This is a genomic window from Pedobacter sp. (genome assembly GCF_040513095.1).
Taxonomy (GTDB): domain Bacteria; phylum Bacteroidota; class Bacteroidia; order Sphingobacteriales; family Sphingobacteriaceae; genus Pedobacter.
Genome location: NZ_JBEVDX010000147.1, coordinates 1 through 23171 on the forward strand (window position 1 = coordinate 1; position 23171 = coordinate 23171).

General features: G+C 43.0%; 18 protein-coding genes. 13 read left to right on the forward strand and 5 right to left on the reverse strand.

Going from position 1 to position 23171, the window contains the following annotated elements:
* The first annotated feature begins 69 nt into the window (after window positions 1-69).
* The 5 genes from ABWY16_RS16635 to ABWY16_RS16655 all read left to right on the forward strand — a co-directional run bounded on the left by ABWY16_RS16635 (window position 70) and on the right by ABWY16_RS16655 (window position 6772).
* Complete coding sequence (locus ABWY16_RS16635; protein ID WP_353905781.1) at window positions 70-2640, forward strand: BamA/OMP85 family outer membrane protein; 2571 nt, start codon at window positions 70-72, stop codon at window positions 2638-2640.
* Between the two features lie 10 nt (window positions 2641-2650).
* Window positions 2651-3181 (forward strand): OmpH/Skp family outer membrane protein, encoded by a 531-nt coding sequence (locus ABWY16_RS16640; RefSeq protein ID WP_353905782.1) that lies wholly within the window; start codon window positions 2651-2653, stop codon window positions 3179-3181.
* 42 nt (window positions 3182-3223) lie between these two features.
* The gene (locus ABWY16_RS16645) at window positions 3224-3802 is read left to right on the forward strand and encodes an OmpH/Skp family outer membrane protein (protein WP_353905783.1); all 579 of its coding nucleotides are present in this window, start codon (window positions 3224-3226) and stop codon (window positions 3800-3802) included.
* Between the two features lie 59 nt (window positions 3803-3861).
* Entirely contained in the window at window positions 3862-4686 is an 825-nt protein-coding gene (gene murI, locus ABWY16_RS16650; protein WP_353905784.1) for a glutamate racemase, read from the forward strand.
* A gap of 184 nt (window positions 4687-4870) precedes the next feature.
* Window positions 4871-6772 (forward strand): amidophosphoribosyltransferase, encoded by a 1902-nt coding sequence (locus ABWY16_RS16655; protein WP_353905785.1) that lies wholly within the window; start codon window positions 4871-4873, stop codon window positions 6770-6772.
* Window positions 6773-6872: 100 nt separating this feature from the next.
* Here ABWY16_RS16655 and ABWY16_RS16660 read toward each other — a convergent pair whose 3' ends face one another.
* On the reverse strand, window positions 6873-7499 hold the full coding sequence (locus ABWY16_RS16660; protein WP_353905786.1) for a LysE family translocator: 627 nt from the start codon (window positions 7497-7499) through the stop codon (window positions 6873-6875).
* 150 nt (window positions 7500-7649) lie between these two features.
* On the opposite strand from ABWY16_RS16660, the gene ABWY16_RS16665 reads away from it, so the two are divergent.
* From ABWY16_RS16665 to ABWY16_RS16685, 5 genes are read left to right on the forward strand one after another with little or no spacing between them, the layout of a single operon-like run.
* On the forward strand, window positions 7650-9257 hold the full coding sequence (locus ABWY16_RS16665; RefSeq protein ID WP_353905787.1) for an MFS transporter: 1608 nt from the start codon (window positions 7650-7652) through the stop codon (window positions 9255-9257).
* Between the two features lie 37 nt (window positions 9258-9294).
* The gene (locus tag ABWY16_RS16670) at window positions 9295-9714 is read left to right on the forward strand and encodes a deoxycytidylate deaminase (RefSeq protein WP_353905788.1); all 420 of its coding nucleotides are present in this window, start codon (window positions 9295-9297) and stop codon (window positions 9712-9714) included.
* Between the two features lie 8 nt (window positions 9715-9722).
* Window positions 9723-11252 (forward strand): glutamine-hydrolyzing GMP synthase, encoded by a 1530-nt coding sequence (guaA, locus tag ABWY16_RS16675; RefSeq protein ID WP_353905789.1) that lies wholly within the window; start codon window positions 9723-9725, stop codon window positions 11250-11252.
* 19 nt (window positions 11253-11271) lie between these two features.
* A complete protein-coding gene (locus ABWY16_RS16680; RefSeq protein WP_353905790.1) occupies window positions 11272-12435 on the forward strand; it encodes an ABC transporter substrate-binding protein in 1164 nt (387 codons plus the stop codon).
* Complete coding sequence (locus ABWY16_RS16685; protein ID WP_353905791.1) at window positions 12432-13595, forward strand: RsmB/NOP family class I SAM-dependent RNA methyltransferase; 1164 nt, start codon at window positions 12432-12434, stop codon at window positions 13593-13595. The genes ABWY16_RS16680 and ABWY16_RS16685 overlap by 4 nt, the downstream gene beginning before the upstream one ends.
* An 8-nt stretch (window positions 13596-13603) precedes the next feature.
* Here ABWY16_RS16685 and ABWY16_RS16690 read toward each other — a convergent pair whose 3' ends face one another.
* The 3 genes from ABWY16_RS16690 to ABWY16_RS16700 all read right to left on the reverse strand — a co-directional run bounded on the left by ABWY16_RS16690 (window position 13604) and on the right by ABWY16_RS16700 (window position 18167).
* Window positions 13604-14170 (reverse strand): MarC family protein, encoded by a 567-nt coding sequence (locus ABWY16_RS16690; RefSeq protein ID WP_353905792.1) that lies wholly within the window; start codon window positions 14168-14170, stop codon window positions 13604-13606.
* Window positions 14171-14265: 95 nt separating this feature from the next.
* Complete coding sequence (locus ABWY16_RS16695) at window positions 14266-15780, reverse strand: amino acid permease (RefSeq protein WP_353905793.1); 1515 nt, start codon at window positions 15778-15780, stop codon at window positions 14266-14268.
* Between the two features lie 131 nt (window positions 15781-15911).
* Entirely contained in the window at window positions 15912-18167 is a 2256-nt protein-coding gene (locus ABWY16_RS16700; RefSeq protein ID WP_353905794.1) for a sodium-translocating pyrophosphatase, read from the reverse strand.
* A 204-nt stretch (window positions 18168-18371) separates the two neighbouring features.
* On the opposite strand from ABWY16_RS16700, the gene ABWY16_RS16705 reads away from it, so the two are divergent.
* Entirely contained in the window at window positions 18372-19802 is a 1431-nt protein-coding gene (locus ABWY16_RS16705) for an APC family permease (protein ID WP_353905795.1), read from the forward strand.
* Window positions 19803-19843: 41 nt separating this feature from the next.
* Entirely contained in the window at window positions 19844-20800 is a 957-nt protein-coding gene (gene mnmL, locus ABWY16_RS16710; RefSeq protein ID WP_353905796.1) for a tRNA modification radical SAM protein MnmL/YtqA, read from the forward strand.
* Here mnmL and ABWY16_RS16715 read toward each other — a convergent pair.
* A complete protein-coding gene (locus ABWY16_RS16715) occupies window positions 20792-21292 on the reverse strand; it encodes an SRPBCC family protein (protein ID WP_353905797.1) in 501 nt (166 codons plus the stop codon). The two genes, mnmL and ABWY16_RS16715, sit on opposite strands and share 9 nt — an antisense overlap.
* 441 nt (window positions 21293-21733) lie before the next feature.
* Between ABWY16_RS16715 and ABWY16_RS16720 the strand changes: the two genes are divergently transcribed.
* Window positions 21734-23110 carry an ammonium transporter gene (locus ABWY16_RS16720; RefSeq protein WP_353905798.1) on the forward strand — a complete coding sequence of 459 codons (1377 nt, stop codon included), beginning with the start codon at window positions 21734-21736 and terminating at the stop codon, window positions 23108-23110.
* Window positions 23111-23171: the final 61 nt, after the last annotated feature.

Consider the following 23171-nt stretch of genomic DNA (forward strand, 5'->3'; position numbering starts at 1 on the left):
AACTAATTTTACTTTTAACACTTTTTAACATGTGTTTAAATTAACTTAGCAACGTTTTTTAGATTGTAAATGAAAAGAATATACCAACTTATATTATTGTTGTTGATCGGGTTACCGACAATGGCCCAGATCAACCGTCCCAAGTCTAATCCAGTCACCCCAAGCCTAAAAGTAAGCGGTACAGATTTAGATTATTTTCAACCTAAAGAATACATAATAGGAGGAACAACTTTGAGTGGCGCAAAGTTTATTGATAAAGAAGTTATTATTACGCTTTCGAAATTAATTAAGGGGGAAAGGATTTTACTTCCCGGCGAAGCCACTTCTGCAGCCATCAAAACTTTATGGGCACAGGGCCTGTTTGACGATGTAGAGTTGAACATTGCGAAACTTGACCAGGATACGGTTTATTTTGATATCCAGGTGGTTGAACGCCCGCGTTTAAGTTCATTTGAACTGAACGGCCTCAGCAAATCACAGAAAACAGATATCACCGAAAAGCTGAATTCTAAATCAGGAAAGACAATTATTAATGAGAATACGTACAACAGTACCACTACAATCATCAATAAATATCTTGCCGAAAAAGGGTTTTTCTTTACCAAGGTAGAATACAAAACCAAGCCAGATCCTAACATGGAAAATGGGGTGGTACTGCAGGTTTTTGTGGATAAAGGAAGAAAAGTAAAAGTTCATGATATCGACTTTACCGGCAATGAAAACTTCAAGCCTGCACAGTTGCGCAAGTTTATGAAGAAGACCAAGAAAATGGCCTTTTATAAAGTTTTTGGTCCTGGTAAATTCAGCAAAGAAAAATACGCAGAAGATAAAGAGAAGCTTGTTGCTAAAATGCAGGAGAAAGGTTACCGTGATGCGACTATTATAAAAGATACGACTTACAGGTACAATGAAAAATCGGTTGGGATTAAAATCGATCTGTATGAAGGGCCAAAGTATTATGTTGGAAATATTACCTGGTCCGGAAATGCCAAATATGCAACGAAAGATCTATCTAAAGTACTGGCTATAGAAAAAGGTGATATCTTCAGTGAAGAAAAACTGAATGTAAAACTTCATGGTAACGGTGCTGAAAGTGATGATGTATCCAGTGTTTACCTGAATGATGGTTACCTGACATTTAACGTTGAGCCTGTTCAGACAAAAATTTATAATGATACGGTAGATCTTGAAATCAGGATCTATGAAGGACCTCAGTATACCAACAACAGGATTACTGTTAAAGGTAATACCATTACGAACGACAGGGTTGTTCTGCGTGCGGTTCGTACCAGACCTGGTGATAAATTCTCCAAAGAATTACTTGTTCGTACGGTGAGGGATATCGGTCAGCTTGGAAACTTTGATGAATCCAAAACTGTGCCTACACCTAAACCAAATCCTTCAGACGGTACCGTTGATATCGAGTATGCTGTTGAAGAAAAACCTTCAGATCAGGTAGAGTTATCAGGTGGTTTTGGTGGTGGCCGTGTTATCGGTACAATCGGACTGACCTTTAATAACTTCTCACTTAGAAACCTGTTCAATCCAAAAGCATACAAACCACTTCCTAAAGGTGATGGTCAGAAGCTGAGTCTTCGTGGTCAGACCAATGGTAGTTATTACCAGTCATACAGTTTCTCATTCTCTGAGCCATGGCTTGGTGGTAAGAAACCGGTAAGTTTCGGTTTGAGTGCATTTACTTCACTGCAGTCTTACAGCGCTACCAGTTCAAGTGCTGCACAAAGAATCCGTCTGAATGGTGTAACTGTAAGTTTGGGTAGAGTATTGAAATGGCCTGATAACTATTTCCAGCTGACACACTCGATCAACGCTCAGCAATATATTCTGAATAACTATCCGGGGTATTTGTTTTCTACGGGTACTTCCTATAACTTTAACTTAACGCAGGAACTGAGCAGGGATTCGAGAAATTCCCCAATCTTCCCTACTGAAGGTTCTTATTTCAAGTTTACTATACAGGCAACGCCTCCTTATTCGTTATTAAACAATACGAACTATACAACGGCATCTGATAAAGTAAAATACAGGTTCACAGAATACCACAAATGGAAGTTTGAGGGACAATGGTTCCAGAGACTTGCAGGTAAGTTTGTAGTGAAAGCACAGGCACAGTTCGGCTTCCTGGGTTCATACAATCAGGCGGTAGGCCAGTCTGCATTTGAAAGGTTTAAACTGGGTGGTGATGGTATGCAGGGATTTGACTTCCTTCAGGGATCGGAGCTGATCACGATGCGTGGTTATGCGAACAACGTGGTGATCCCGGCTACTGCTACAACATCATCACAGGCTTCTACAGCATATAACTCTGGTAGTCCGATTTACAGTAAATATGTGATGGAGATCAGATACCCGGTAATTGCAAGTCAGCAGGCGACAGCTTACCTGATCGGCTTTGCTGAGGGTGGTAATACCTGGAACAAGTTTGCTGATTACAATCCTTTTAACATTAGAAGGTCAGCAGGTATTGGAGCAAGGATATTTTTACCGATATTTGGAATGCTGGGAATTGATTACGGACATGCATTTGATGCCATTCCGAGTTCGGGTGGTGTGATCTCTGACTTCGGAAAGCAGTCATTCACGTTTAGTATCGCTCAGCAACTGGGTGGATTTAATTAATATACAAAAAATGAAGAAGGTTATTTTAATTGGTTTTTTAATGTTCGCAACGTTCGGTGCCTTTGCACAGAAGTTCGCTTATGTAGATACAGAATATATTCTTAAAAACTTACCTGAGTACAAATCGTCACTGAACCAGCTGAATGTATTGTCTCAGCAGTTCCAGAAGGAATCTGATGCAAACTTTGCTGCGATTGACAAGATGTATAAAGCTTACCAGGCTGACCAGGTTTTGTTAACTGATGATATGCGCAAGCGCAGAGAGAACGACATCATCGAAAAAGAGAAAGATGCAAAAGAATTCCAGCGCCAGAAATTTGGCCCTGAGGGAGAGCTTTTCCAGACCCGTACCAAATTGCTGAAACCTATCCAGGATAAAGTAACCTCGGTCATCGCAGATCTGGCCAAAACCAAGTTCCTGGATTTTATCTTTGATAAAAGCAGTGAATCTACCATGATGATTTATTCAAGCAGCAACTACGATTTGAGTAATGACGTGATCATCAGGTTGGGATATAAACCAAACACATCAGTAAAATAGACACACCTAAATAAATATTAAAACACAATTAGAACAATAGAAATGAGAAAGTTAATTAACGTATTTTTTGTGGCAGCTGGCTTAGTGTTTACTGCTAATGTTGCAAGCGCTCAGCAAAAAATTGCACACATTGATTCTGAAGCGATTTTCGCAGCGATGCCGGAAGCCAAAACAGCATCTACAACATTAGAAGCACTGCAAAAACAAAAACAATCTGAGATTGAGAAAATGCAAACTGAGTACCAGACCAAGTATGAAGCTGCAGTTGCAAAAAACAAAACTTTAAGCGAGGCTAACAAAGAAACTGTAGGTAAAGAATTACAGGCTATGGGTGCAGAATTAGATGATATGAAAAAACGTATCACTGAGTCTACTCAAAAAGCACAACAGGATATTGCTACTAAACAGGGTGAGTTACTTGCTCCTTTGAATACTAAATTTATCAACGCCGTTAAAGCAGTAGCAAGAGAAAAAGGCTTTGCTTATGTTTTTGATATTTCTGCTCAGCAAGGTGCAAACAACCTGCTTGCATGGGAAGGTGGTGACGATGTTACTGCTGCCGTTAAAACTAAGTTGGGTATCTCCGGAACTACAGCAGCAGCTGCAGCTCCAAAAAAATAGTCCTAAAAAAATATTAAATTGCGGAATCAGGTATAAACCTGGTTCCGTTTTTTTTTGCTATGAACTTAACGAAATCTATAGGCATTTTTGATTCAGGGTATGGTGGTCTTACGGTCTTTAAATCGATTGCTGACCGGCTGCCGGATTACAACTATATTTATATGGGTGATAATGCCCGTTCGCCCTATGGAGACCATTCTTACGAAACAGTTTACCAGTATACGCTCGAATGTGTAGAATGGCTGTTTGCACAGGGATGCCCGCTGGTGATCCTGGCCTGCAATACGGCTTCTGCAAAAGCACTGCGCACCATCCAGCAAAGGGTGCTTCCCTTCAAGTATCCCAACCACCGGGTGCTTGGAGTAATCAGGCCTACAGCCGAGGTTATAGGAGGATATACGGAAACCAATACTATAGGGGTAATGGGCACTAGGGGGACGGTGAACTCCGAATCCTATCCCATTGAGATCAGCCATTTTTTTCCTGAACTGGAAGTTGTCCAGCAGAGCTGTCCTTTGTGGGTACCCCTGATTGAGAACAACGAACATATCAATCCGGGAGCGGATTACTTTGTGCAGAAGTATGTGGATGAGCTGCTCGCTAAATCCCCTGCAATAGATACGATCCTGCTGGCCTGTACACATTATCCGCTGCTGATACCGAAGTTAAGCAAGGTACTGCCTGAAGGCTTTAAACTGGTGGCCCAGGGCGAGATTGTAGCGTACAGCCTGGCCGACTACCTGGAACGTCATCCGGAAATGGAAAGCCAGCTGGGAAGAGATAGCAGGAAGCAATTTTTTACCTCGGGGGACGAACGCAGGTTTGACCAGAATGCTTCCATTTTTTTTGATCAGAATATCGTTTCCGCGCGGGTGAAATGGTGACCTGGTTGTCATTTCGTAGTTGTAACGTCAAATTATTTTTAACCAATTCTGCTAAACCGATTTAAAGTGCCTTTTTGAGGGCATTTAGACGGTTTTTAACTTACAGTCAATTGAAAGAAAGATTGTATTTCTTTCTAGGTTCATACTATTATTAACTCTAAATTTGCGGCTCAAACCACAAACAATGAGTGACTCGATAAAACACGAATGCGGAATTGCTTTTATCCGTCTTTTAAAACCGCTCTCATTCTACCAGAAAAAATACGGTACTGCGCTTTATGGCCTGAATAAGCTGTATCTTTTGATGGAGAAACAACACAACAGGGGGCAGGACGGAGCAGGAATTGCAACCATCAAATTAGATGTAAAACCTGGACACCGTTACATCAGCCGCTACAGGTCGATGGCCCAGAACGCAGTTGCAGATATCTTCGGTTATGTACACAGCAAATTCGTAGACATCCAGAATGAAACTCCTGAACTCATGCAGGATGCTGAATGGCTCAAGCAAAATGTAAGTTTTATCGGGGAAGTTTTAATGGGCCACCTGCGTTATGGTACCCACGGACAAAACAGTATTGAGAACTGCCATCCATTCCTTCGCCAGAATAACTGGATGACACGTAATCTCGTGGTGGCAGGTAACTTCAACATGACGAATGTTGATGAACTGCTGGAACAACTCTACGAACTGGGCCAGCATCCAAAAGAGCAGGCCGATACGGTTACTGTTCTTGAGAAAATCGGCCACTTCCTGGATGATGAGAACCAGGACCTTTTTGACAGTTACAAAAAAGAAGGACTGTCAAATGTGGAGATCACTCACAAAATATCAGAAAACCTTAATATTGCAAATATCCTTCGCCGCTCGGCAAAAACCTGGGATGGCGGTTATGCCATGTGTGGAATTGTTGGTAACGGAGATGCTTTCTTTATGCGTGATCCTTCGGGAATCCGCCCTGCGTATTACTACCAGGACGATGAGATCGTTGTTGGTGCTTCTGAGCGCCCTGCCATTCAAACCGCATTTAACATTCCTTTCGGTGAAGTAAAAGAAGTACTTCCCGGCCATGCTTTAATTGTTAAAAAGGATGGTACTGTGAGTATGGAACAGTTCAGAGAGCCGCTGGAAAAAAGATCATGTTCTTTTGAGCGGATATACTTCTCCCGCGGAAGCGACGCTGAAATTTATACAGAAAGAAAAAAACTTGGGAAATTACTGATCGACCAGATCCTGACTGCGGTTAAATCGGATCTGAAACATACTGTGTTCTCTTTTATCCCGAATACAGCTGAAATCTCTTTCTATGGTTTGGTTGACGGCCTGCACGAGCACATCAGGAAAATCCAGAAGGATACACTGATCGAACGGAAGGAAACCCTTACCGAAGCGGAAATGGACGAATTACTTTCTCTGGCTCCAAGGGTTGAGAAACTTGCCATTAAAGACGTTAAACTGCGTACTTTCATTACTGCTGATGCAGACCGTAAAGAAATGGTTGCCCACGTTTATGATACTACTTACGGTGTAATCAAGAATGATGTGGATACATTGGTAGCGGTTGATGATTCTATTGTAAGGGGTACTACACTGAGACAAAGTATCATCAAGATCATTGACAGGCTGCACCCTAAGAAGATCATTATTGTTTCTTCGGCCCCACAGATACGTTATCCTGACTGCTATGGTATTGACATGTCCAAGATGGGTCAGTTCGTAGCTTTTGAAGCCGCTATCCAGCTGCTGAAAGAACGTGGAATGGCACATGTGATCGATGAAGTATATGAGAAATGCAAAGCATCATTGTTGCTGCCAAAAGATCAGATCGTAAATCACGTAAAAGAAATATACAGACCGTTTAAGCAGGAAGAGATCTCTGCACAGATTGCAAAAATCATCACTCCTTCAGAAACTGTTGCTGATGTGGAAGTTATCTATCAGACTTTGGATAACCTGCATGTTGCGATCCCTAACCACAAAGGCGACTGGTATTTCTCTGGTAATTACCCAACTCCGGGTGGTAACAAGGTAGTGAATAAGGCCTTTGTGAACTGGAAAGAAGGAAGTAACCAGAGGGCTTACTAATCAGTTAAGCCTGGTCAGGCTTACAAAAGACTCCTGGCTTCTTCAATGCCTTCTGACACCCTTAAGCGGCAGAAGGCATTGAAGAGGCCAGGAGTCTTTTTTATTTATAGTATTTGGTCAGTACTTCAAAAAATATACGCAATGCAAAGATAATGATAACCGCTCCGGCAACCCGGTTGAGTACTTTGATGTTCTTTTCTTTTATGCGGTACCGTAATTTGGCGGCGTAATAGGTTTTAATGGAATCTACAAAAAGCTGAGTTGCCATGGCCACTACGAAAAACGCGATCTTTTCATCTATTGCGTAGTGCAGCTGGGCCGAAACGAAGCCCCCGACGCCTACCCAGAACATGAGTGTTGTAGGAGACAGCAGGCACATTAAAAAGCCTTTCAGGATATATCCGCTTCTGTTTACTTTGAGTATTTCAGAGAGGTCATAGTTTATCTTCACTTTGCTGATCAGGTAATATAAACCTACCCCTAAAAGGAAAAGACCGCCAACAATGCCTACATACTTGTTGTATGACGGATTGTAGTTGACGAACTGAGAGCTAAAGATCGTAAAAGTAATAAATATGATGTCACTCAGTATCACTCCTATTGCCAAAGAAAAGCCGGCTTTGAACCCCTTTTCTATACTGGTCTTTATCATGGAAAAGAAAACAGGCCCTGTTAAAAACGAAAACAAAATACCCGCACCTATCCCCTGTAATATTGCTTCAATCATTCAACTCACATATATTTGGTGCTAATATCCGATTTTAAAGTATAAGTAGTCCCATTTTTTTTGCTTCATTTATTGCCTTTAGTATATGCTTTAACAAACAGTTTATTTTAATTATGTTTATAAACTCAAACTTTGCACCAACAAATTTATATGGATAACCAAACACAAAAAAACTATGGCACAGCGTTGTACACTATCATCACCGTGTTCTTTTTCTGGGGTTTTGTGGCAGCGTCAAACGGGGTATTTATACCCTTTTGCAAGTCACACTTCAACCTCACACAATTTGAATCTCAGCTGATTGATTTCACATTCTACGGCGGTTATTTTATCGGTTCACTGATCCTGTACTTTGCTTCTCAGGCCAGTAAAGTTGATATCCTCAATAAAATAGGTTACAAAAACGGAATCATCTCCGGACTTGCAATTTCTGCCTGTGGTGCTTTGTTAATGGTTCCTGCAGTACATTCAGGGTCGTTTATCTTTATCCTGGTTTCCTTTTTTGTAATCGCCATAGGTTTCTCGCTGCAGCAGACTGCAGCGCAGCCCTTCGTTGTTGCCCTGGGTGCTCCTGAAAGCGGTACACACAGGTTAAACCTTGCCGGCGGTGTAAATAACTTTGGCGGCTTAATGGGACCGGTGATTGTAAGTATCGTGCTCTTTGGTTCAGCAAGTGATGCTGTGGCTAAAGTTGTCGAGATTTCTTCCATTATCACTTTATACTATGCGCTTGCAGGCCTTTTCCTGCTGGTTGCAGGTTTTTATGCGATCAGTGATCTGCCAAAGGTGACCAGCGATGAACAGCTGGAGGCCAGTCCGAAATCAAACGGGCCGCTGGCTGTGATGATCCTCGGTTTCCTGATGGTACTGGCCGCTCAGCCGCTGTCAAAGCTTACCGGCATCACCGAAGCAAACTTCGTGTACTCATCACTGGTGATCATTATCGGATCCCTGCTGTTTGTATATCTTAAAAAGAAGGATAATTTAAATCAGTGGGGAGCGATGCAATACCCACAGCTGATTCTGGGCATGATTGCCCTTTTTACCTATGTAGGTGTAGAGGTTACTATCCAGAGTAACCTGGGAGCCTTGCTCAACCTTAAAGAATTCGGCGGTTTTCATGAATCTGATATCAAACCTTATATCGCCCTGTATTGGGGAAGCATGATGGTAGGCAGATGGACAGGTGCGGTAAGTGCTTTCAGTTTAAGTAAAACTGCCAAAATAGCGCTTACGGTGATAGTTCCGTTTGTAGCTTTTGGTATCATCCTGCTGGTTAACCATTTTACGGGTACTGATGTGAGCAACCTTTATATCTATGGTATTTGCGTAGCCATACTGGTTGTAGGGTTCTTTATTGGTCAGGAGAAACCAGCTAAAACAATGGCTATCTTTTCTACCCTTGGTGTGATTGCAATGATCGTAGGGCTGCTGAATACCGGTGAAGTTGCCACACTTGCTTTTATCAGCGGTGGTTTATGCTGCTCGATCATGTGGCCATCCATCTTTGCTTTGTCCATTACCGGACTGGGAAAATACACCAGTCAGGGTTCTTCATTCCTGATTATGATGATCCTTGGGGGCGCTATCCTGCCACCGGTTCAGGGTAAACTTGCCGATGCGCAGGGCATCCATCACTCTTATATCATTCCGGCAGTGGGATTTGCATACCTGATTTTCTTTGCCTGGAAGGTAAGCGCAGTATTAAAGAAACAAGGCATCAATGTAGAAAATATTGCAGCAGAGGGAGGTCACTAAGTTGGTAAAAGTAAAACCTGGATTTGATGAGATTTATATGAATCTGGCGGTGGATCTTGCCGCCAGATCTCATTGTGTAAGGGCACAGGTAGGGGCGGTGCTTACAAAAGATACCCGTATTATTTCTATCGGATATAACGGGCCACCGGCAGAAACACATAACTGCGATGAGGAGTGGCCGGATACCGGCTGTGCGAGAGACTCAAAAGGCAGTTGTTCACTGGCACTGCATGCAGAAGAAAACGCAATTCTCTATGCCGCCAGAAACGGGGCAAGGCTCGAAGGCGGAACATTGTATACAACCTTATCACCGTGTATAGCCTGTGCAAGACTGATCCTCTCTTCGGGGATCAAAGAGGTGTTCTACAAAGACTCCTATGCAGCGTATAAAGGCCTGCCGAGTGATGAAGGTGTAGATTTCCTAAAAAGATTCGGTGTTAAAGTGAATAAATACTAACTTTGGCCATGCTAGAAAAAATCATAATTATAGATTATGGGTCTCAATTTACGCAGTTGATAGCCCGCAGGGTTCGCGAGTTAAATGTTTATTGTGAAATACACCCCTTTAATAATATTCCGGAAATCACATCAGATGTTAAAGGTGTAATCTTTTCTGGTAGTCCTTATTCTGTTCTTCAGGAAGATGCCCCTCAAATTGATTTAGCCCGCTTTCATCAGAAGCAACCTGTATTAGCGGTATGCTATGGTGCACAATACCTGGCACAGCATTCAGGTGGTCATGTTCAGCGTTCTTCAACCCGTGAATATGGACGAGCCAATCTTAATTATATCCAGGCAGACAATAAATTATTAAAAAATATAAATATCGGTTCTCAGGTTTGGATGTCACATGGTGATACCATTACAGACATACCTGCAGAATTTGAAGTAATTGCCAGCACTGACAGCGTTAGGGTTGCTGCTTTCCATGTGAAAGATACTTCTACTTATGCTATTCAGTTCCATCCCGAGGTTACCCATAGTATCGATGGTAAACAGTTGCTTGAAAACTTCCTGGTAGATATCTGCGGATGCAGCCAGAACTGGACTGCCGATGCATTTGTTGAAACTACCATTGCAGAGCTGAAGGAAAAATTAGGAAACGATAAAGTAGTGCTGGGCCTTTCAGGAGGTGTGGATTCAAGCGTAGCCGCGATCCTGCTGCATAAAGCAATCGGAACAAACCTTCACTGTATCTTTGTAGACAACGGCTTACTGCGCAAGGATGAATATGAAGCTGTTCTTGAACAATATAAACACCTTGGCCTGAATATTAAAGGTATTGACGCTAAAGACCGTTTTTTAAGTCAGCTGGCGGGAGTGAAAGATCCTGAGCTGAAACGTAAAGCTATCGGACGTGTATTCATCGAAGTATTTGACGATGCTGCACATGAGGTACAGGACGTAAAATGGCTTGCCCAGGGAACAATCTATCCGGATGTGATCGAATCGATCTCGGTTAAAGGCCCTTCAGCAACCATCAAATCCCACCATAATGTAGGCGGTTTGCCTGACTTTATGAAACTGAAAGTAGTAGAGCCGCTAAACACTTTATTTAAAGATGAAGTAAGAAGAGTAGGGAAATCATTGGGTCTTGAGGACTTTATCCTTGGCCGTCACCCTTTCCCTGGTCCTGGTTTGGCTATACGTATTTTGGGTGATGTTACCGCAGAAAAAGTAGCGATCCTTCAGGACGCAGATAAAATATATATAGATAACCTTAAGGAAGCAGGGTTATACGATCAGGTGTGGCAGGCAGGAGCAATCTTCCTTCCGGTGCAGTCGGTCGGCGTTATGGGAGATGAACGTACTTATGAGAACGTCATCTGCCTTCGTGCAGTGGAATCTGTTGATGGTATGACTGCCGATTGGTGTCATTTACCCTACCCGGTGCTTGCGAAAATTTCTAATGAAATCATCAATAAAGTAAAAGGTATTAACAGAGTTGTATATGACATTAGTTCAAAACCACCAGCAACAATTGAGTGGGAATAAATTTTGGTGTGTAATCTTTATGAGTTGTTTCCTTCTGGCCTGTTCACCAAAGGTAACAACTCGTAAAACACCTAAAAAAGATGAAGCTGAAAAACCGGCTGCAGTAGTAAAAACCGAGAAAAAGTTTACTGATGCCAATATCGCTTTACTGATTCCCTTTAATCTGAATACTGCCAATGTTCAAACCGGCAGTAAGGCCGAAATGGAGAAATCCGTAATGGCTATTGATTTTTACCAGGGATTTAAAATGGGAATAGATTCTGCCGCTGCAACAGGGTTGAACTTCCGTCTCAAAGTGCTGGACACGCGGGACAACACTGAACAGATTACCTCGCTGATCAAATCAGGGCAGCTTTCGGGAACTGACCTGATTGTTGGGCCGGTATTTCCGGATGGCATAAAACAGATCACTAATTATTCAGTGGCCAATAGTATTCCGGTAGTTTCACCACTGGCTGCTACGCACCCTGATGAATTCCTGAATCCCAACCTGATTTCTGTAGTCAATAACATTGACCTTCATGCAGAAAAAATGTGCGGTTTTATCACTAAAACCTTTGATCCGGCAAAGACGGTAGTCGTGCTGATCAGTACCCGGAAATCTACAGACGAAGCGCTCGCTATACCTGTTCGTGCTTACTTTAAAAAGGGGAGCAAATTTACTTTTCAGGAGTACAGTTCTGTGTATGCCATGGAAACAGCCAGGATCCCCGGCAAACGTTATGCAGTACTTGTCTCTTCGTCAGACCGGCAGTTTGTAGTAGCTACAATTGATAAACTGGCAAAGATGAAAAACGCAGGTATGCAGATTGATTTGTTTGGTCATCCGAACTGGTCTAAACAGAACTACAATACCGATAAACTTCAGTTGCTGAAGACACGTATCACGGCTTCTTATTTTGTTGATTACAAAAGTCAGCCTGTGAACAGCTTTGTGAAAAAGTACCGTAGCCTTTACAGATTTGAACCGGGAGAGTATGCATTTAAGGGTTTTGATGCTGGTTTATATTTCGGTAAATTACTGTCCGCACATGGAGGTAACTACCTCAACTATCTGGCTGCAGACAGGTATAAAGGATTACAGAATTCATACTTGTTTAAAAAGGATGAACAATTAGGGTATATCAATACCAGCCTTTTTCTGCTGGCATATAAAAACTATGCGCTAAACCCCGTAGAATGAAATTAGAATATCAGGTACGCGCCTTTGAACAGGCTTTTGATCAATATGATGGGGTGCTGCCCCTGCACAGGTTTTTATTTACCTATTTTAAGCAGCACAAACAGATGGGTTCATCAGACAGGCGCTGGACTACCCGGTATCTCTATAGTTATTTCAGGTTAGGGCAGGCACTGAAAAAAGAGCAGCCGCTCGTGAGACTGGCGGTCGCAGATTTTCTCTGTAACCAATCTGAAAGTATGGTGATCACTCATTACCTGCCACAGCTGGCAGATCAGCTGTTGTTACCTGTTCAGGCAAAAATTACGCTGATCACTGATGCGTTTCCTGATTTTAAGCTGGAGGAAGTTTTTCCTTTTAAAGCAGCACTCTCTGAGGGGATTGTTGAAGCCGAGTTCCTGCAGTCATTCTTTATCCAGCCTGATCTCTTCCTGAGAGTGAAGGAAGACCAGCAGCAGTCTTTCCTGGAACTGCTGGCAAAGGAAGAAGTTGCGGTGAAAGTCATTAATGAAAAAACACTGGCCCTGCCCAACGGTACCAAACTGGAGAAATTGCTTCCGGAGAGTAAGTATTACCAGGTGCAGGATCTGTCTTCGCAAAAAACAGGCGAATACTTCCTTCCAAAGCCCTACGAATACTGGTGGGACTGTTGTGCTGCTTCAGGAGGGAAATCCCTGCTGCTGCACGATATAGAGCCAAAGGTGCAATTGCTGGTAAGTGATGTCAGAGAAAGCAGCCTGCATAACCTGGATGAACGCTTTCAGGCAGCCGGAATCAGGAAGTATCAGAAAAAAGTACTTGACCTTTTGCAGAATAATGACCAGGACCTGCATGATTATGTTTTTGATGGTATTATCCTGGATGCGCCCTGTTCAGGTTCCGGGACCTGGGGACGCACGCCTGAAATGCTTTATCATTTTGAAGAGCATAAGATTGATTTCTTTGCGGGTCTGCAGAAGAATATCGCTGCCCGTGTACTCAAATATCTGAAGCCCGGAAAAGTGCTGATCTACATTACCTGTTCGGTGTTCCAAAAGGAAAATGAAGAAGTAATTGAGCAGTTGCTGGCCACCCAGCCTTTAAAGCTGGAAAGCATGCAAAGCATTACAGGTTATAACGATAAAGCAGATACCATGTTTATTGCCAGGCTGATCAAACAGTAGCCGGAAACTTACAGTCCGGTATTGTTTCTGAACAGTTTGATAGCTATAGCCAGCAGAATTACACCAAAGGCCTTCCTTAATACGTTTAAGCCGGATTTACCAAAGAGTTTTTCCAGGCGCTCTGTATTCTTTAATACGATGTAGACAAACATCATATTGATTACAATTCCTACTACGATGTTCTGTGTGGCATATTCAGTTTTCAGGGAGAGCAGTGTGGTCATTGTACCTGCACCTGCGATCAGAGGGAATGCCAGGGGTACAATGGAGACTGTCTCCGGGGCCTCTTCATTAAAGATCTGCAGTCCCAGTACCATTTCCATCGCAATGCAGAAGATCACCAGTGAACCGGCAATCGCAAAAGACTCTACATCCAGGCCAATGACCTTCAGCAAGGTTTCTCCGGCAAAAAGAAAGATAATCATCAGGATGGTGGCCACCAGTGTTGCCTTTTCAGATTCAATATGACCTGCCTTCCTTCGCAGCTGGATCACTACAGGAATGGCTCCCAAAATATCGATGATGGCAAACAGCACCATTGATGTGGATAAGATCTGGCTAAAATTGAATTCCATGAGCGTGGCGTTTCTGTAAATGTAAAAGGAATTTAACTAAAAAGCCACTTGATAAGTGGCTTTTTAGTTAAATATAATGAAAGACGATCAGCAGACTAGCTTAAAGTATTCTGATACTCTTTTCTGATTTTACTGTTCTTCTTACTGTATGCATAATAGATGAGGATTCCCAAAGCCATCCAGATCGCTAAACGCTCCCAGCTTACGATAGGTAACGAAGCCATCATCAGAACACAAACGATAATTCCCAGGATTGGTACAAGCGGTACCCATGGTGTGCGGAAAGGTCTTTCCAGTTCCGGATCTGTTTTTCTCAGGATCAGTACACCGATACAAACCAGCGAGAAGGCAAATAATGTACCTATACTCACCATGTGTCCCAAATCTGAAACTGGAACAAAACCTGCAAAAATACTTACGAAAACCATAAACATTAAATTGGTTTTATATGGAGTCTGATTTTTTGGGTGCAGGTCAGAGAATACTTTTGGCAACAATCCATCTTTACTCATACTGTAGAATACACGGCTCTGACCAAGTAACATTACCAGGATTACAGAAGTATAACCTGCAAGGATGGCTACGATCAGGAACTTGTTCAGGAAGGTATATCCTGTTTGTGCAAATGCAGTAGCAACGGGTTTAGCGTCACCGGCAAACTTGGTGTAGTTTTCCAAACCTGTCATTACATAAGAGAATAACACATATAATAAAGTACATACCACAAGCGAACCGATGATACCTATAGGCATACCTTTTTGTGGATTCTTAGCTTCCTGCGCTGCAGTACTTACCGCGTCAAAACCGATAAAAGCAAAGAATACTACTGCAGAACCACGAAGGATTCCGCTTATTCCAAAATGTCCGAAATCATCACTCGCAAAGAATTCAAAGAAACCTTTTGTGCCTGATTTAACAGCCTCTTCACCTAAGTTAACAGGAATGAAGGGGTGGTGATTTGCAGGATTGATGAATGCCCATCCCAGAGCGATAAAGATCAATACAACGGCAACCTTAACAATTACAAGTACGTTATTTACAGCTGAAGATTCTCCTGTTCCTTTCATTAACAATAAGGACAGCAAACAAACGATCACGATTGCAGGGAGATTGATGAAACCACCTGCATATACCATCTGACCGGCAACATCTACTTTATCCCATGGGCCATGCAAAAGTGTGCTGGGAAAGTGAACGCCAAAACCTTCAACAAACTGTGAAAAATATTGTGACCAGCTGGCTGCAACAGTTGCTGCACCCAAAGCATATTCAAGTACAAGATCCCATCCGATGATCCATGCCATAAATTCACCCATTGTAGCATAAGAATACGTGTATGCACTACCAGCTACCGGGATCATGGAGGCAAATTCCGCATAGCAAAGTCCGGCAAAACCACAACCTATTGCAGCAACAATAAATGAAAGAATTACAGCAGGACCGGCATTATCAGCTGCTGCTATACCTGTCAGCGAGAATAATCCAGCACCGATAATAGCACCAACGCCCAGGGCAACTAAATTGAAACTGGATAAGGAACGGACCAGCGTGCCCTCACCACTCTCATTCGCCTCAGCCAGTAATTGTGGAATAGATTTTTTAAAAAGCATAAGTTAGTTTAAAGTGTTAAGTTTTTCTATTTGTGATATAATTGAATTCAATTCCAAACCTAATTAAAAAAAAATTAAAAATAAAAGGGATTATCTATGGAAATCCCTTTTATTCAGAACAATGATAAGCATTATTGGTTATTTATCAGCGTATCAGTGCTATTTTTAACAGTGTCCAGCCGTATTTTTCCCTCAACATCTGTTGTCTTTACGATTTTTATCTCCTTTTTTATTTCTGTACTCAAATTATTACTAATTCCTGCGGCAATATGTGGTGCAATGACTAGTGAAACGATAGACATTAGCTTAATCAGGATATTCATTGAGGGTCCGGAAGTATCTTTGAAAGGATCACCAACGGTATCTCCCGTAACAGATGCCTTGTGCGGATCAGAACCTTTATATTCCGTTACTCCATTGATGAGTACTCCTTTTTCGAAGGATTTCTTGGCGTTATCCCAGGCACCGCCGGCGTTGGACTGAAATATGCCCATCAGTACACCGGAAACGGTAACCCCGGCCAGCAGACCGCCCAGCACTTCCGCGCCAAAAGTGAAACCTACAACCAGGGGAGCAATCAACGCGATAGCGCCCGGAAGCATCATCTCCCGGATTGATGCTTCGGTGGAAATTGCCACACACTTTTCGTATTCGGGCTTTGCCTTATACTCCATGATGCCTGGTATGTCTTTAAACTGCCTTCTGACTTCTTCTACCATTGCCATTGCAGCACGGCCTACGGCAGAGATGCACAGGGATGAAAAAATGAAGGGGATCATGCCGCCGACAAATAATCCGGCAAGGACATTTGCCTTGTAGATATCTATAGAGGTGATACCCGATATACCTGCGAAAGCAGCGAATAAGGCGAGGGAAGTCAGCGCTGCTGAGGCGATGGCGAAACCTTTACCTGTAGCAGCCGTTGTATTGCCCACGGCATCAAGGATGTCTGTGCGTTCCCTCACTTCTTTTGGTAACCCGCTCATTTCTGCTATTCCCCCGGCATTATCGGCTATTGGCCCAAAGGCGTCAATCGCCAGCTGCATCGCTGTAGTAGCCATCATCCCGGCGGCTGCAATAGCTACGCCGTAAAAACCGGCAAAATAGTATGAACCGTAGATTCCTGCAGCCAGTACAAGGATAGGAAGCACTGTGGATTCCATTCCAACAGATAGTCCGCCGATAATATTGGTAGCATGGCCGGTAGAGGATTGCCGGATAATGGACTGTACCGGACGGTTGCCCATAGCGGTATAATATTCAGTGATCAGGCTCATCAGTGTACCTACAGCCAGTCCTACTAAGATGGAATGGTAAACCGACATCGCATGAAACTGAAAACCCCTGATAGACATAGAAGGTGGCAGCAGCCATTTCACTGCAAAATAAGAGGCGATGGCAGTCAATAGGATGGAGAGCCAGTTTCCGAGGTTCAGGGCTTTCTGCACGCTGTCTGTATCTTTGCTGATCTTGACAAACAGGGAAGCGATGATCGAAAAGATCAGTCCCAGACCGGCAATGAGCATGGGCAGTAACACAGGTGCCATACCTCCAAACTGATCTGCAGAAATGATTTCCTGCCCCAGTACCATTGTGGCAAGGATGGTAGCTACGTATGAGCCAAATAAATCTGCGCCCATTCCTGCTACGTCACCCACGTTATCGCCTACATTGTCGGCAATAGTTGCAGGATTCCTCACGTCATCTTCCGGAATACCTGCCTCAACCTTACCTACCAGATCGGCCCCAACATCCGCAGCCTTAGTATAGATACCGCCGCCAACTCGTGCAAACAGGGCAATGCTCTCTGCTCCGAGGGAAAAGCCTGCCAGTACCTCAATGGTTTTTTTTAGTTGTTCGGGAGATTCCGGCGTACCAGGATGAACAAACGTATGGTAGAGTACAATGAAGAGTCCGCCCAGTCCCAGAATTGCCAGTCCGGCAACCCCAAATCCCATGACCGTACCTCCCCTGAAGGAAACTTTGAGGGCCTGTGCCAGGCTTGTTCTGGCGGCTTGTGTAGTTCTTACATTGGCTTTGGTAGCAATGCGCATACCTATATATCCTGCAAAAGCTGAAAATACCGCGCCTATTAAAAAAGCGATGGCAATTACAGGGCTGGAATGAATGGGCGCTGCGGCGCTTCCCTGCAGGGTACCCGACCAGGCCAGCAGGATACCAGCGATAATCACGAAATAACTCAGTACTTTCCATTCTGCTTTGAGAAAAGCCATGGCACCATCCGCAATATGTCCTGCCAGTTCAGACATGGTTTTGTCGCCCGCGTCCTGCCGTGTAACCCAGGCGCTCTGGAATAACATGACTAAAATTCCGATACCCCCAAAGACGGGGATAATGTTAATTAAGTTTTGCTGTAGAAAATTCATATGTTGTTTATATTTGGTTGCAATCATCAGGCGTACAGACACCTCTATACAAATTAAGGAGACTTTCTGAGAATGCCAAATTAATCATAGTTATATAGTATCCCCCTGATTGGGTGTAAATGAATAATTGCGAAATGTTTATGGATTCCTATATTAGCGTTTAAAAAGTAGGGATTAAATAATTCATTTCACTAAAATCACTGTATGAAAAACGAAAACCAGGATGCGTCCTTTAAAAGAGAGCTTGGACTTTTAGACGGGACAATGCTTGTTGTAGGGTCAATGATAGGCTCAGGGATATTCATTGTCAGTGCCGATATTACCAGGCATGTGGGCTCTGCCGGCTGGCTGATTCTGATCTGGGTTTTATCCGGCCTGATCACAATGATTGCTGCCGTAAGTTACGGAGAGCTCAGTGCAATGTTCCCAAATGCCGGCGGGCAATATGTTTACCTGAAGGAAGCGTATAATAAACTGATTGCATTTCTGTATGGCTGGAGCTTTTTCGCAGTGATCCAGACGGGTACAATTGCCGCGGTTGGTGTAGGTTTTTCAAAATTTGCGGCTTACCTCTACGAGCCCCTGAGTGATGAGAACGTGCTTTATAGTATTGGCTTTTTTAAATTGAATGCCGCACAGCTGGTTTCGATTGTTACGATTATACTTTTAACTTATATCAACGGCCGTGGGGTAAAGGAAGGCAAGATCCTGCAGACTACCATGACGATCATTAAGATACTTTCTCTGTTCGGGCTGATCATAGGCGGCTTTATGTTCGGTGCAAAAACCGAAATCTGGAATGCCAACTGGACGAATGCATGGAATACATCAGCTTTTGATGCCGGAACTGCATCCTGGGTTACTATTGGTGGTGGTGCTTTGCTGGCAGGGATTGCCGCTTCAATGGTTGGTTCGCTGTTTTCCAGCGATGCCTGGGTGGGGGTAACCTTTATTGCCGGTGAGATTAAAGATCCAAAACGTAATGTAGGACTGAGCCTGTTTTTTGGGACTTTCATCGTTACGGTGATTTACATCCTGGCCAACCTGATGTACATTTCTGTGATGCCATTGAATGATATTGCTTTTGCCAAATCTGACCGGGTGGCTGTAGCGGCCGCGCAGCATACTTTTGGTGATACAGGAACGCTGGTGATGGCGGTGATTATCATGATCAGTACTTTCGCCTGTAACAATGGTCTGATTATGGCAGGAGCAAGGGTATACTACACAATGGCCAAAGACGGGCTGTTTTTTAAAAAAGCTGCGATCCTGAACAAGGCCGGCGTACCAGGCTGGGCATTATGGATACAGTGTTTGTGGACGTCTCTGTTGTGCCTTACCGGCAAATATGGCGACCTGCTTGATTTTGTAATGATTATTGTGATAATATTTTATATCCTTACCATCTACGGAATCTTTATTTTGCGCCGCAAACAACCCAATGCCGAGCGTCCGTATAAAGCCTTCGGTTACCCGGTATTGCCCTTTATTTATATTATCCTGGCGGGCGCCCTGTGTGTAGGTTTGCTGATCACCAGGTTTAGTACATGCGGATGGGGAGTGCTGATCATGTTGCTGGGCATTCCTGTTTATTATTTGTCAAAACCTGCTGAAGAGATTTCCAATTCTTATTGATCATCAATTAAAAGGTGTATTTTTGCGGAAAATAAAAGCAATTGGGAACTCCACTAGATTCAGGCATAAAAGGATATAATAATTACGGTACTCACCTTAAAACGAAGTATAAAGGACAAAGAGTGTTTAAGGTGATTGTTGACGGCGGGTTTACCTGTCCGAACCGCGATGGCAGCAAAGGCTATGGAGGCTGTACCTATTGTAATGTAGATTCCTTTACCCCGGAACTGTCCAGAAAACTGCCTACGATACGTGAGCAGCTGGAGCAGGGCATGGAACGTGGCAAGGGTTTTTACAAGGCAGATAAATTCATCGTTTATTTTCAGCCCAATACCAATACTTACGCCCCGGTACATTATCTTAAAATGATGTATGACGAAGCCTTGTCAATCAATACTGAAGATGTAGTTGGTTTTTCTGTAGGGACAAGACCGGATTGTATCGATGCCGAGAAAGTAGCCCTGCTTGAAAGTTATGCTGACCGTTTTGATGTGGATCTGGAAATGGGCATGGAATCTATCTATGACGAAACCCTGGAACAGATCAACAGAGGGTGCAGCCATGCTGAATTTGTGGCAGCTGTAGAATTACTGGAAAATACCAGGCTTGACCTTTGTGTACATACCATTTTTGGTTTTCCATGGGAAACGGAAGAGATGATGCTGGGGTACATCCATGAGATCAACAGGTTCCCGCAGATCAAATTTGTAAAGTTTCATCACCTGCACATTGTGGAAGGATCTATCATGGGTGCTAAATATAAAAAGGATCCCTTTAAGTTGTTCAGCCTTGAAGAATACACAGACCTGCTGTGCAAACTGATTCCGTTACTGAGACCGGATATCGTGATCCAGCGTTTATTTGGTATATCCGACTGGGATCTGCTGATTGCACCTAACTGGGGACTTAACAAATCGTCTATTCAGACTTATATCGACAGGGAAATTGAAAAAAGGGGAATTGTACAAGGCTCAGCTTATGCTCCGGTATTAGTATAAGGCTTTGTTTTCATTTGCGACAGGAGCATAGTCTCCAAAGAGCTCAATTACTTTTTGCTTTCTGAAATTAAATATTTCCTGCAGCTTGGCTGCAACAAATACACTGTTGGCTATATTACCAAAGATGCCCATGGGCAACCCGTACGTTAGAATATCGTTCATTTCCACACCACCAGGGATTTCCCGGAAATGGTGCTGGTGATGCCAGAACTTGTAGGGACCGAAACGCTGTTCATCAATAAAATACTTGTGCTCTTCAACCTGCGTGATCTCGGTCATCCAGTTTAATTTGATACCGGCCACCGGCGAAACTTTATAGGTTATAATCATTCCCGGATACATTTTCTCATCGGCTTGCAAAGCAGATGTTACCGTAAAAGCCATTTCCTCAGGTGTAATCTTAGCCAGGTTCAATGGTGATGAAAAGAAGTCCCAGGCCTCGGCCAGGCTTATTGGCAGACGTTGAGAGAAATTGAGATGAAAAGCTTTCATGTATGGAGTTAGTAAAGAGGTATCAACCACCTTTAAAACGCAGTTAGCATATTTTTGTTTGTATTCAGCTAAATTATAGCAACTGGTTGTTACCACAATGCAGTGTATTTATTAAATAATTTTAACAAGACTTTTCTAATGGGGATAAGATTTACTGTTCTTTTACGTTCTCTGAATGTTTGGATTCGTTCGAATACTAAAAATCCCCAGGTTATTTTGACTGTATTTTTGGAAATTCAAGCAATTATTTGACATTTTTGCTGCTTTGAATTTCATTATTTCATTTTGTAAGGTTATTATTTAATAATATTCAATATTACAAAGGATTTACTGAGTAAATTTTGAATAAATGGAGTTTATAATTATCTTTATGGAATTTAAATCCAATTTTATACCGGTGACTATTTAAAATTATCTATAAATCTATAAAATCAAATTTTCATGAACAAAATTCAGTTAAAGCAGATTGTGCCATTCGTAATTTTTGCGATTGTAGCGATTGCAGCCCTATTTGTACCTCTACACCCTAATTTCGATGAGGGTAAGTATAATGCGGCTGACGTGGGGTGGATTATGGTAGCTACTGCTTTGGTATTTTTAATGACACCCGGGCTGGCTTTCTTCTATGGTGGTATGGTTCACAGGAAGAACGTTCTTTCTACTATGATCAAAAGTATTGTATCTGCCGGAGTAATCAGTGTCCTTTGGGTGACCGTGGGCTTTAGTCTTGCCTTTGGTGATACTATTCACGGATTTATTGGAAATCCATCTACTTATTTGTTCTTTGACGGTGTAAACTCGGGCCATGCCTGGAGCCTTGCGCCAACTATTCCATTAACTTTATTTGCCCTGTTCCAGCTGATGTTCGCGATCATCACACCGGGACTGGTTGTAGGTGCGGTGGCTGAACGTATCCGTTTTACTTCTTATATTGCATTCATCGTATTGTTTGCCCTGTTTGTTTATTCGCCCCTGGCGCACTGGACATGGCATCCTGAAGGTATCCTGTTTAAAATGGGTGTGCTAGACTTTGCTGGTGGTACTGTTGTACACATCTCTGCAGGTATGGCTGCCCTTGCCGGTGCAATTGTCCTTAAAAGAAGGAAAGTTCACATGGAGCACCAGGAAATACCTCCTTCAAATATTCCTTATGTACTGATCGGAACAGGTTTGTTATGGTTCGGATGGTTTGGCTTTAACGCTGGTTCTGCACTTGGATCTACCAGTCTGGCAGTATCTGCATTTGCTACCACCAACATTGCCGCGGGAGCGGGTGGACTTTCATGGATGTTCTTTGACGTGCTGAGAGGCAGAAAACCGTCGGTTCTTGGTTTCTGTATCGGTGCTGTAGTAGGTCTGGTTGCGATTACTCCGGGAGCAGGATTTGTTGCTATCCCGCACAGTATCTTCATCGGTGCACTTGCTGCGATTATCTCTAACCTTGCCGTTTCATGGAAACAGAAAACTACACTTGATGACACATTGGATGTTTTTCCTTGTCATGGTGTAGGTGGTATCGTGGGCATGTTGCTTACAGGCGTTTTTGCTACAAAAACAGTAAATCCAGCAGGCGTTGACGGATGGTTCTACGGTAATCCTGAATTCTTTTTCACACAGCTGAAAGGTGTGCTGATCGTCGGTATATTCAGCTTTGTGGTTTCATTCCTGATCTTTAAGATCATCAATATCTTCCAGCCAATCCGTGTATCTTCTGAAGAAGAAGAAGAAGGACTGGATGTAAGTCAGCATAACGAAAAATACTCTCAGGGTACACTGATCGTTATGTCAACTGGTGTCGAAGTTGAACACCAGGGATAAGCCCGGATAAACGCCATGGATATTCTTTAAGAATTTTCCATGGTCATTTCTAATGATAAAA